Source organism: Flavobacterium buctense (genome assembly GCF_014486695.1).
Taxonomy (GTDB): domain Bacteria; phylum Bacteroidota; class Bacteroidia; order Flavobacteriales; family Flavobacteriaceae; genus Flavobacterium; species Flavobacterium buctense.
On record NZ_JACTAB010000001.1, the window covers coordinates 17,535 to 30,355 of the forward strand.

Annotated in this window: 7 protein-coding genes; all 7 read right to left on the minus strand. The window is 36.8% G+C overall.

Annotated features, from left to right (window positions below):
• Positions 1-149: 149 nt before the first annotated feature.
• The 7 genes from ICG50_RS00090 to ruvA all read right to left on the minus strand — a co-directional run bounded on the left by ICG50_RS00090 (position 150) and on the right by ruvA (position 12,779).
• Positions 150-767 carry a fasciclin domain-containing protein gene (locus tag ICG50_RS00090; protein ID WP_187658884.1) on the minus strand — a complete coding sequence of 206 codons (618 nt, stop codon included), beginning with the start codon at positions 765-767 and terminating at the stop codon, positions 150-152.
• Positions 768-1,065: 298 nt separating this feature from the next.
• Entirely contained in the window at positions 1,066-3,180 is a 2,115-nt protein-coding gene (locus tag ICG50_RS00095; protein ID WP_187658885.1) for a capsule assembly Wzi family protein, read from the minus strand.
• Between the two features lie 17 nt (positions 3,181-3,197).
• Entirely contained in the window at positions 3,198-3,941 is a 744-nt protein-coding gene (deoC, locus tag ICG50_RS00100) for a deoxyribose-phosphate aldolase (RefSeq protein ID WP_187658886.1), read from the minus strand.
• 69 nt (positions 3,942-4,010) lie between these two features.
• The gene (locus ICG50_RS00105) at positions 4,011-4,382 is read right to left on the minus strand and encodes a VanZ family protein (RefSeq protein WP_187658887.1); all 372 of its coding nucleotides are present in this window, start codon (positions 4,380-4,382) and stop codon (positions 4,011-4,013) included.
• Positions 4,375-4,755, minus strand: a complete 381-nt coding sequence (gene gcvH / locus ICG50_RS00110) for a glycine cleavage system protein GcvH (protein ID WP_187658888.1) — start codon at positions 4,753-4,755, stop codon at positions 4,375-4,377. The genes ICG50_RS00105 and gcvH overlap by 8 nt, the downstream gene beginning before the upstream one ends.
• Before the next feature lie 128 nt (positions 4,756-4,883).
• Complete coding sequence (gene sov / locus ICG50_RS00115) at positions 4,884-12,158, minus strand: T9SS outer membrane translocon Sov/SprA (protein ID WP_187658889.1); 7,275 nt, start codon at positions 12,156-12,158, stop codon at positions 4,884-4,886.
• Between the two features lie 39 nt (positions 12,159-12,197).
• On the minus strand, positions 12,198-12,779 hold the full coding sequence (gene ruvA / locus ICG50_RS00120; protein WP_187658890.1) for a Holliday junction branch migration protein RuvA: 582 nt from the start codon (positions 12,777-12,779) through the stop codon (positions 12,198-12,200).
• Positions 12,780-12,821 lie beyond the last annotated feature (42 nt).

Genomic DNA, 12,821 nt, shown 5'->3' on the forward strand with positions numbered 1-12,821 from the left:
AGACTTGATTTCAAATGTTTATACTAATTAATGCTACATTGAAGAAAATGAGTTTTAAATATAAAATTTATTTGGGATAATTTTATTGAAAAAAAGAGACCAATTAGTATTGATCTCTTTTAACAATTGAAATTATAATTTGATTGGCATTAATTAATTGGCAACAATACCGTATCGATAACGTGGATAATCCCGTTTGAAGCAGAAATATTTGCAGCTGTAATATTCCCGGTATTACCTATAGCATTAATAGAAGCACTAGGCGTTACGGAAAACTGACTTCCAAGGAGTGTCGTAATTGCACGTGTACCTCTTTTAGGAACAACACTGTTAGCAGCGCGTCTACCTTCAGCAACGTGGTACAACAAAACATCGCGTACTAGTGGCGCAGGAAGGTCTGTAATATCATCAATGTTTAGAGCGGCATATAAATTTTGAAAAGCTTGGTCAGTTGGGGCAAAAACAGTGTATTGGTCTGTACCATTGGCAAATAGGTTAACCAATCCTGCATCGAGTTCGCTATCTACATATACTAAAGCAGAAACTAATTCGTTAAAACCAGCATTTACAGCAATTCCGGCTATTGATGAAGTTCCTGGAGCAGGAGCACGATTCAAAGAGTCAAAAGTTTCTTTGATTGATAGGTTTGAAGTATTATTTTCTGTTGTGTTTTCATCGGAAGAACAAGAAGAAAAGTTGAAGGAAACTAAAGCAACTAAAAATAATGCTTTCAAAGAGGTAATCAGGTTAAAATTTTTGTTTTTCATAGTAAATGTTTTTAATGTTTATAATTGTTGAATGTTGAATTTCAAAATAAAATTATTGCACCACAGCAATGATTTAAAAACAAGTAGGTGAAAGAATGGGGACTGAAAAAATTATTTTTTGTTTAATTATTTCAATTCAAAGTTAAACAAAATATAGTTGTCAAATTAACTTTAGCATTAATTTAACAAACGTTTTAAGTAGTAGAAAAACAAAAATCAGGACTGCTAAACAAGTACATAGCAGTCATTTAGAGAGCCAAACCCTTAAAACTAAAGGGCATGATTAGTATTGAATGGTCTAATAATCAAAATACCAATTGAAGATATCACATCTTAATCCAATTGAGAACCATGTTGTGCTTTCTTTAACGGCGAATGTAGTTTCCGTTGCCGGGGTGAAGTTTCTGTAGATCAAACTTCCGTATAATTTCATATTGGTCATCGGATTAATTAAATATCCGGCTTGTAAATCGGCAATAAAAACATTGGTTTTATTGCCTTGCCCTACGGCAACACCGGTATCATAAGGTCTGTCTAAGTCATAATCTCGATAAATATCACTTCCATAGTTGAACGTGTTGGTTGCATTATTAAAATCCAATCCGCGTGTTCCTATGGTAACTTTTGCATCGGCAAAATAACGCCCTTTGTGGTAGCGAGCAATGGCTATTAATTCTCTAAAATTTCCACCCCATTGGTGACCTAAACTTTGATTGTTGTGCCCATAATTGGTTATTGCTTCGCTGTGAGCGTACACATAAGGACGCACTACATTGTATTCTCCCTGTAGTAATAAATTTTTTATACTGAATGCATTAAAATATTTTGCCCCCAATTGGAATCCGAATTTATTCTTCCAACTTTTTTCTCCTGCTTTCATATCGCTTAGGGAAAATTCATCTAACAAAAACTGACCATAAATCTGGACTTGGTTGTTGAACTTGAATTTTGATGTCAAGCCCAATAAAGCATTACCACTTCTTGCCGAAGAAGCAAACTCTACTGAACGATAAAATATAATAGGATTGGCAAAACTCATGTCGAAACCACGATTATTTTTATTGGTCCAAACCACCGATTCAAACAAACCAATATTCCATCGGTTGGTTACATTTAAACTCAAATAATGACTGGCAGCAAACTTGGTCGCATAAGTTCTGTCCTCGGTTACATCGGGGCGAACGTCTTTTAGCCAAGTGTAAATATTGGTGTATTTTATTTTCCAAAAAGAAGTATTCAATTTAAAATAGGGATACGGACTCGCGCCGTCGCCTAACAATAGCGAACGATAACCATCACCAATAAAATTGCGGCCATACCCCAAATTCATATTAAGGAACTTGCTTGGTGTATAGGCCAAATTGGCTTCTGCTAAAGGAAAATCATAAGCATCCGATTTAAAACTTTTAGCAATTCCAATTCCAGGGATAATTGCCGGATTTCCTCCTGCCGGCGCCAATGATTCAGCATATCGATTGAAATAATCTGCAAAACGACCTTGGCTTTCATAAACGGTAGTGGTAAAATTGAGTTCTTTTCCCAAACCGCCATTAAACTGAATACCGCGTGTATTTACATAAGTATAACTCGAGACGCTCGGGTCGCTTTTACCAAACTGCAAATCTAAAATTGGGTTCAATGTAAACCAATAATCTTCCCCTTGAACTTCGACTAAATTTTCATTCCAAAACTTTTTGCCCCACCAACCTTGTTTATTTTTGGCAAGCTTTTTATTTTCGGTTGCCAAATCATAATATTTAGAAACATCCGCGTAACTAAACGGTTTTGATGCAGTATGATTGTTTGCTCCAACTTGGTTCATCTCATCATCAAACTGTGCATAAAAACTGTGTGAAAACGGAATATTAAGGTGGCTTTGGAATTGTGGATTGTCGAATTTTGAATACTTGATACTGTCTAATTCCGTTAATGGTTTTTGGTTTGGTTTGTAAAAATTAGATTTTGTTTCTACTTTTTTTCGCGCTTCCTTTTCCGCTTCTATTTCGGCTACACTTTGTAAAGGAATGGCAATTTTAATCGTGTATTTGGCATAAGTTGGGTTACCATTATAAGTCGCCGGACTGATTTTCGGCATTTGTCCAAAAACTCTTTTGCTTTCCGTTACCAAAGTTTCATCAACAGCATCCACATAAATTACTTTGAAATTCCCTTTATCGTCTACTTCAAAAAGCACTATAACATTCCCTTTAAAATTACCTTGTTTCAAATTATCCGGCACTCTAAAATTGTTGTAAACAAAATTTTGTACTTCGTTATAAAAACAAGTTTCTAAAGCACCAAATTCTTGTCCCTCACAAGCCGGAAATACCGGAAATCTTTCCGAAGCTTTTTGGGTGACTTGCGCATTAGAGAATAAGGTAAAAAGGCATACTAAGTAAAATATCTTTTTCATATTTTGGAATAATAATATTAATAATTGCCTGAAGCTATTTCGCCGTGAGCAATAGTTTTAGCGGCAGAAGTACCTATTCGTTTAACACCCAAACGAATCATTTCTTCTGCTTCTTCATAAGTTCGAACGCCTCCGGCCGCTTTGACCGGTATAGGGGATGCATTTTCGAGCATCATAATTACAGTCGGAATTGAAGCACCATTAGGCAAGTTATTTTCTGTTTGGTAAAAACCGGTAGACGATTTTACAAATACATTAAAATAGAAATCTTCTTTAAAATTTGGAATCACCACATTCTTAATTAGAGCCGAAATTTGTATAATTTGGGCGTCGGTCAAAGCGGCAACTTCTATGATCCATTTGGCTACTTTATGGTGGTCAAAAGCGAGTTTAGTTCCTTTTAAGATTTCTTCTTTGACCAATTCCATTTCACCTCTTTTAAAAGCTTGGTAATTGCAAACGTAATCCAGTTCATCAGCGCCGTCTTCAATGGCTTTTTGGGCTTCAGCTAATTTTTCTTCCAAGGAATTGATTCCTTCGGGAAAAGAAATTACGGTTCCGATTAGCAGTTTCGATTTGGCTTTGACAATCATTTCTTTGGCCATTTTAACCTTATCGGGCCTAATCATGATCAATTTAAACCCTTCTTCTATGGCTTCTTTAATAAAGCCTTGAACAATCAGGTCATTTTCCTTCTCCGTTAAACCTGCTTGGCTAGCTGTTTTTAAATAAGTAGAATCGAGATACTGTTTTATATTCATGCCATAAAAGTAAAAAAAAATCCCGATTAACATCGGGACATTTATGGTAAGTTATTTGGATTATTGGTTTTAGCCTTTCTTTGCGGTTTTTATCAAAACAAAAACCACAAAAGCAGTCATGGCTCCGCTAAAATTGGCCACTACATCTATGCTATCGGCCTGTCTTGTTTTTGTAAAAGCGCCTTGTAAGAACTCGATTAAAATTCCGAAACAAAGAGAAGTTAAAATAATGTATGCCAATTTCGTATAAGTAATATGATTTTGTTTCAGCCAAAAATAATAGCCCCAAAGTAGGGTGAAAATAAGATGAAAGACAAAGTGTCCATACTTATCGGCACCGGAAACTTTAACGGTTGGCAAATCATTAAAATTGACCAAACAAAGTACCAATATTAAAAAAGTCCAGCCAATGGCCAGACTTAGTATTGTTTTTTTAAGCACCGATTAAGGCTTTATAATCATCACTGGAGAGCAATTCTCCTATTTCATCTTGATTACTGATTTTTAATTTAATCATCCAGCCTTTTCCGTAAGGATCCGAGTTCACATTTTCAGGATTTACTTCTAGGTCTTCGTTAAATTCAAAAATTTCTCCGGAGAGCGGCAAGAACAAATCTGAAACCGTTTTCACTGCTTCAACCGTTCCGAACACTTCGTCTTTTCCTAGTGTTTGATCCAAAGTTTCCACCTCAACATAAACGATATCGCCTAATTCTTTTTGAGCGAAATCGGTAATTCCTACTGTGGCAACATCACCATCAATTAAAACCCATTCGTGGTCTTTGGTATACTTTAAATTACTTGGTATATTCATTTGTTTGTTTGTTTTATTCCGTCTCGCTACATAAAATTCAGTAACGATTCGAGTTTAGTGTTGTTTAAAAATTTCTTCAAAAGTATAATTTCTGTAGAGATTATTAAAATCTTTAGCTCAAAACTTTATTAATTTCCAAAATTATAACGCATTGTAAATCCAGTTCTGATATTGGTCAGCGGAAACGAGGTTGAAATCACCGGTTTAGAGAACGAATGGTCATAGAAGAAAATCGCCGTTAGGTTTTTACTAAACGAATAATCAGCAGTTAATTTGGCTGACCAAATGTTTTGTCCACCACCTAATTGGTTATTGTCATAATCTAAATAACGCACAATCGTTTTGTTATTTCTATAGGAGAAATCTACCTTCACGTTGATATCACTTTTGATAATTCCGGTTGGATTGTCTGCCAATTGGGAAGAGAAAATTACGTCTTTGAAACGGTATCCTAATCCAATAATGTATTCGTGTCCTTGTACTTCGGTCAACAAATTATTATCGAAACTCATAGAAAGACTTCGGTCTTTTTTCATTTCGGCTAAAACTTTGAAAGAGTTTTTCATCTCAAAATCAATTCTAACCAAAGGGTTAAATTGTTCCACCAAGTTGATATTAGCAACGATAGTTTTATTATGGAAGTTTCCGTATTCATTGTATTGTCCGCCCGGATTTTCATCATAATCAAAGTTAGAACGGAAAGAGTTTATCGTATATGAAGCCCTGTAAGCATGTTGGATAGAGAATCTTTTGAATCGGTCTTTAAAGAATTTGTAGCGCATTAATCCGCTGTATTTCACATTCCAGTTCGGAATCGGCGTACTGCGGAAAATCCCTAAAGAAACTCCGTCAGCCGAAGTGCCTGTGTAAGCGGCTAAGAAAGCCGGAATTAAAACCGACTGGTTGTTTTTTCCAAAACCGATTGGATATCCTTGATTAGCAATATAGAATGCGTATTTTTCAGGCTCTAAAGTCTGATCTGGTATTACGTTAGGCGCTACACCATATCTTCCAAAATCAGTCGTTCCATAGTATTGAGTCGCTAATCTTTCAGCAATAGTCAAACGATTGTCTCTGAAATCATCAAAAGCCACCGAACCATTTTCATCGCTTTTTCCAAAAGAAGTTGCAATCATTACCGTCGAAATAGAGAAATTTCCAAAATTGTAAGGGGAAAGTGAATTGTACAATCCGGTATTTTCATCAACATCATATTGCTCTGAATAGTTATCGGCATAAGTCCTGTTAGCGGTCAAATCGATTTTAAAATCAGGGAACAAATCGATATTGGCAGTCATTTCCAATGTTTTGGTAATGGTTTGAGTATAGTTTTGGTTAAAATCAGGAAAAACAGTCAACCAACCTCTTTTAGCCGCTTCGTATCGAACGTCATCTTGGGCTCCGAAAACAAAACCTAAGGAAGGTTTGGCCGAACCAAAGAACCCTAAACTTGGTAAAAATCCGGGAAGCATCGTTCCTTCGTTTCTTGTATAGTTGATTTGAACATTTTTCACACTGGTCAAGACACCTTTCAAACCATTTAAAAAGACGTTATCATTGGAAGCTGTTTGAGGTCTGGTGTTGACGATTTTTTCTCCGGGTTTAGGCAAGGCCGAAGGTTTTGTAGGAGCCGCTGCTTGCTTTTTACCCAATCCGATATATTTATAGAAAGACTCCATGTTGAATGCTGTGTTCAATCGGTGTGAACCGGCATTTTGAATCGTATTTCCTAAATCATACTCTCGACCGTTTAAGGTTACAGAAGACAATGCCAAAGAAGAACGTTGCCAACTGTAATCTCCCGTATAAGAATAGGTAGATTTTACAAAAGATAAAAACGGCAGTTTATTCAATGGCAAATCATAGTTAAGTACAATTTGTTGGTTGTGTTGGTTAGGTGTACCGATATTCCAAAAATCTGTCCAAATGGTGTAACTGTTGTCCGGAACGTTATCTTCATCTAAATAAGAGCGAACGATATTGTGTGAGGCTGCTGTGAAATTAATTTTCAACGATTTGGTCAAATTGTAATTGAAACCATACTGGTAATTGAACATATAGTTTCGTCGGAATAATGGTTCTATCGGAATTCCTTCAACGTCCACTTGTCTGAACTGTTGTTTGTTGTATTGTCGGATGATATTTGAACTAAACGATATATTCGTTGGAAGATAATTCAAGTTGAAATCACTCAACATTTTCCAATAACTGCTTTTCTTGAAAAACTTATTTTGTTTGAATGGTTCAATGGTTTTTGGCTTGAAGGCATAAGTATAATCAACAGCAGTACTGACTTGTTGATCGATGTAATTTTCGATTTCGTAATTATGCTTTTCTACTTCATTATAAGAGTAAGAAAGCGTTAAATTCTCGGGATCGTAAATGCGTTGTTTTTGTTCCGGTGCTCTTTCTTTTTTTACTCCGATAAAGTTGATGCTTGTTCTTTTAGTATAATCAATAGCTCTTTCTCTGATGTTGTCTCTTTCGGCAGCATCCGTGGTGTTATTAATCAACTGCTCTAATCTAATATCTTGGTTAAACGGATCGTACTCCGGTGTAATGATTTCTTCTCCAACTGCGTAATTGAAGGGTAAATTGATTCCCCATTTTTTTGGCAATAATTTACCTAAACTAAAGTTAGTTACAATATTGTATTGTTGTACATCTTCTCTGCTTCGTTCGTTTGGTCCTTCTTCCAAAGCGCCAAAACCGATGGTACTCATTCTACCGGTAGCAGAAACATTGGCAAAGTCAGCCATATTAGCATCTACATTTAAAACGGCAGCCATACCCCCTTTATTGTTCATATCGGCTATTCGCAACTCGTTGAACCAAACTTCTCCTCTGACTTCATCGGTGTGATTATTTTTAATTCCGACCATTAAGGTTCTTACCAGTCCAAAGTTTGGATTTCCTTTAATCCCTAATTTTAATACCGGATCATCATCACCGTTAGGCAACGCCAAGTCATCATCCGGATAGTAAATCCCTTCAAGATCTGTCGGTAAACCAGTATTTCCTATGGTACGCACTTTCATTTTGGTCAATAGAGCCATCGCCAAATTGATTTCGTTTTCTTCCGGCCAAATTATTTCAGGATCGGAGGTTATAGGAACTGTGACTTTCAAAGGAATTTCCACTTGGTAAAAGTTATTGGTAAAGTCATTTCCGAAACGGATAAAAGCTACCATTTGATTGTCTAAAAGTGGCGAAGTATCGGTTGGCAATGCTTCTGCGTGTAAAAACATTCTCAGTTTGTTGAACTGACGCATGTCTACATTCACATTTTTGAAAACGGCTCTAGAATCGCCCACTTCTAAACCATCACCGGACACTCTCAACGACAACGATTGCTCATTTTGACTGATGACTTGTTGTCCACCGTTTGGCAGTTCTTCACGAACAACGCCGGGAGGTGTTACATAAGGAATTGGTAATCTTTGGGCATTTTCCTGAATATTTACTGCCAGAACATCAAAGTTAGTATCATCATTGGCCGGGTCATCTCCGGGCTGGAAGGTTTGTTCATATCTTCTCCACTCACCACGAACTAAGTCTAAAGCTCCGAATCGCAAGGTAACCGGTTCTGTAAATCCGGTCATGAACATTCTCATAAAACGGATAGAACGGAAATCTGAAATACTACCTACTGTGGTCGTAGGTTGCGCTACCGGGATTTTAAATTGTAACCATCGTGCGCTTGTCGTAGTTCCGTTTGGTAAATCGGGTACCTGTGTCTCTCTTATATCTGTAATAAAGTTTTGACCTACTTGCATATTAGGCTGTATATCAATTTTATACTCATAATAAGCATTCACGGTGTTCATTGTATTGTCACGATTGATGTCTTCTACATCAGGAAGTGTTGTTGAACCTCTATTGGTATCCGATACACCAACGGGTGAATTCCCTTCCACGCCGTTAAAATTTTTGTACCGTTCAAAAACCGTTGGACCGGTTGCATTTAAGAAATATTGATAATTATCTGCCGCCGGGTCATCTAAAGTAGTATAGCCACCAATGCCGGATAAATTTCTTTCCGCGTCGTCATTGATTCCGTCAAAACCTACATCTTGAGCGGCTCTGTTAGCCCCATCAACATCAAAAGCATAAATAAGCGACTGAGAAGAAGGAACTCTTCCCCAAACGGTTGTACTGGTTAAAGATTGGGAAGCACTGTTGGAAGGCAAACCATTTTCGTATTGTTTACGCTCGTCTTTCAAAACATCTTCTGAGATTTCCCCTAAGTTGAAATACAATTGACCCACGTTGGCAGGATTTGGAACAGCAGAAGGATTCGCCGGGTCATAATAAGGATCTAAAACCCAAAACTGGATGTACTCTACATTACTTTGTTCAAAATTGGTTGAATTAATAGCACGGGTAATTCCACCGAAATTATCTTCTGGATTTAAAAACCCGGATGGATTCAATGCTTCCGGATTATAGTTGTAAGGACCTCTTTCTTGCGGATAATAGGTTAAATCTAAGGTATTGATAACTGTTGTTTGTCCGATACTAAGTTCTAAGTTTGGGAATAACTCTCGGCTGAAAATTCTACGCGTACTGTTTAAAGAAATTCCGTCTTGACCTATCTCTCCCGGTGTTTGAACATATATAGTTGGATCAATAGTATACCAATTTAATTTCGCTCTTTTGTGTCCATAATCTAAACCAACTAAGGCCGAACCAAAGTCAGGATAATCTACCCCCGATTGCCATTTAGGAACACTGGATAAATTCCATGACAAAGGAGAACGCATGTCAATAGTGGTTTGCGAGCCTTCAAAATCGTCAACATAAACGGTCGCTTCCCCTTGAAACTGATCAGCTGTAGGCGTATCAGGTTGTAAAAATGCGATTTCACCTCTTAGTGACACATTGGAAGGCACATCGGTATCTACGTTGGGTAACTTATTGGCCAAACGAGTTAAAAATGGCACTTCGGTAGCATAGTTGGCGTTAAACCCAAAAATACTATTGTTCACAGACTCTTGACCATAATTTGATTTTTGAGTAAATGGTCTTTCGGTCATTTTGATGAAGGTACCTCCAATTAATAACTTATCAGAAAATTTGTGCTCGACATTGATTCCCATGAATCTTCTGGTTTGTTGGCCAAAAGTAGCATTGTTCTCCACAGAAACTTCGATAGGGGTATTAGAGGCTTGTAGTGATGGATCTAAGATTTGAACACGTCCGGCTTGGTAATTCACACTATAGTCAATACCTTCTTGCAACAATCTTCCTCCTGCTGTAACTACAACAGAACCTCTTGGTACATTATAGGCACCAATTGGAATTCCATCACCACCGGCTGATTTAAACCTTCCTTTTAATTGGAACTTATTCTTTTCTGCATCTTGTAAAGCACCAGCTTGGGTACTGGCATACATGCTTTTGAAAACATATTTCTGCTGATTTGGATTGTAATCAATAGAACTGTTTGGGTCACCATAATAATCTTCGGCAGAAGCCGGATTTTTTAATTTTTCGAATAAATGTTTACCAAAAGGCTCCACTGTGGTAAATATAATTCTTCCGTTTTGTTGGTCAATTGTTAATCCTGGCAAGAAATCAAAGAAACCATCACCTCCGGCTTGCGGGTCGTTGTTATAGTTTAGTCGGTCTACGTTAAAAACTTTAATCAATGGTGTTTCTGCCACTAACATATCCGGATCGGTTGTTGGCGGAAAAGTGGTTCCCGGTACCGGTGAGATATAGTTAATTGGTGAAGGGTCAGTATATAAAATATTCAATCTGAAATCTTCTTGCTCCAATTGGAAAGCGCCCGGAATTTGGTAGATGTTTTTCATCATCAAGTTCCAAATTGGTTTTTGAACATTAGTTAAATTACTTTTCAGCATTTTTAAAATCAAACTTTGGGAAGACACGGTTTGATTGTCCGGATCGGTTTGGTCAACTACTGTGGCGTCGACACCATCTGTTCCAAATTCTCCAACTTGATAGACTTGATCCCCGATAGTATATTGGTAAGCGACTGCTAAAACTTCATCGTTTGCCAATCGTTGTTGCAAAGACACATACCCTAATTGCGGATGATAAGTAAACTCATTCGGCATTAATTTTCTGGCATTTTCTAACTTAGAATAATCTGTTCCTTCATCAACTAATACCAAGTTATTGAATCCCGCACTTGAGGTTACTATATCACGGATGTTGTTGTTTAACAAACCCGTACCTGCGCTAATTTGCGCCGGATCGTACTTATTGTTACTGTTATCCGATGGAATATCATCTGTTGGGAATGGCACTGTAAAAAAGTTATTGTCAATGTCTGTTTGATTCAATGCTACTATCAAGTTATCATCAAAACCAGCCAATCTTGCTTCTCCTAAATCTTGAAGTGCAATAATATTTCTCAGGTTGTTATTGGTTGTGCTAACTCGGTTTTGCCTGTTGGTTACCCAAACTTCAATACGGGTAATTTGAACTCGACTGTTGATTAAAGGATAATCTACCAAGGCAGCATCATATTTATTTCTGAAATATTGTGACAAGAAAAAGTGTCTGTCGGCGTCATAATCCAGGCCAAAAATTTCAAAATCTTGAATGGTTCCGCCACCTTGTGCTGTTACTGATCTGGTTTGAGATTTTTGTTCAGAGAAAACTCCGGTTACGGTTGTTTTACCAAATTGCAATTGGGCTTTGACTCCAAACAAACTTTGGGCACCACGGATTAATGAATTGGTCAACGGCATGCTAACATTTCCGACTTCAATTTTCTGAATGATATCGTCTTCTGTTGGCGTGTATTCTAGTTTGATTAAGTTTTGAAAAGCAAAAGTCGATTCGGTGTCGTAATTGGCATTTACGTTTAAACGGGTTCCTACTTTTCCCATTAAACTCATACTGATTCTTTGGTCAAAATCAAACGTAGTTTGTGCCCTGTTTCTTGGTGATAGTGCCGGATTGTCTTGCTTGGTGTAACGAACACCTAAATCCATTTCGACAGAACCGGTTGGTTTTACGTCGATGGTATTTCCTCCGAAAATAGTTTCAAAGAAGCCGGAGTTTACATAATATCTTGGTAATAAATCTTTTTTATCCGCTTCGCTGCCTTCTTTTTTACCGTCAATAGCGTCTGATTTTTTCTTAAAATAGTCTCGCATTGATTCGCGAAGGACTAATTCTTGGTATTCTTTTGGGGTTAAAATAAGTGGGTAATTGATATTAAAACCTTCAAAAGTACTTGAATAAATATACCGATTGGTTACAGGATCATAAGTATAAGAATTAACAATACTTCTTGGATTTTGAATTTCTAATCTTCCTATATTGTAACCTGTTGAATCTTGTGCGGCTGGAGTAGGCGTAGGTGTTACTTGAGAAAATGCGTTTGCTCCAATAAGCAAAATCGCTCCGAAGAGGATTTTTTTCAAGTTACAGAATAATTTAATAGTGTATAGTGTTTCCAAGAATTATAAATTTTTTAATGCTTGTTTGATTAAAGTTTCCACAGTGGCTTCAGGATTTTCCTTGATGATTTTATCCACCACTTTTTCTGCATTTTTCCTAACATAACCTAAAACCTCCAAAGCAGATAACGATTCTTCTCTATTAATATTGTGTTGAGCAATTGAAATTTCATCTAAGTCGTAGATTTTTAACACTTTTTCCTTCAAATCTAAGATTACTCTTTGGGCTGTTTTACTCCCAATACCTTTGATTGATTGTATAGTACCAACATCGCCACTTCCTATGGCTTGTATTATTTGTTTCGGGTCTAGTGACGATAACATGGTTCTGGCAATGCTGGCGCCAATACCGGATACAGACAACAACATTTTAAACAATTCTCTCTCCGATTTTTCAACAAAGCCAAACAAAGAATGTGCATCTTCTTTGATTTGAAGATGGGTGAATAATTTAATAAAGTCAGTATTAGGAAGTAATGAAAATGTATGTAAAGAAATATTAACATGGTAACCAACACCATTACAGTCAATCACAACTTCAGTTGGTGTTTTTTCTACTAATTTTCCTTGAATATGTGCAATCATTTTATTGAAATCTATTCCAAATATAACAAAATTCTTCAACTG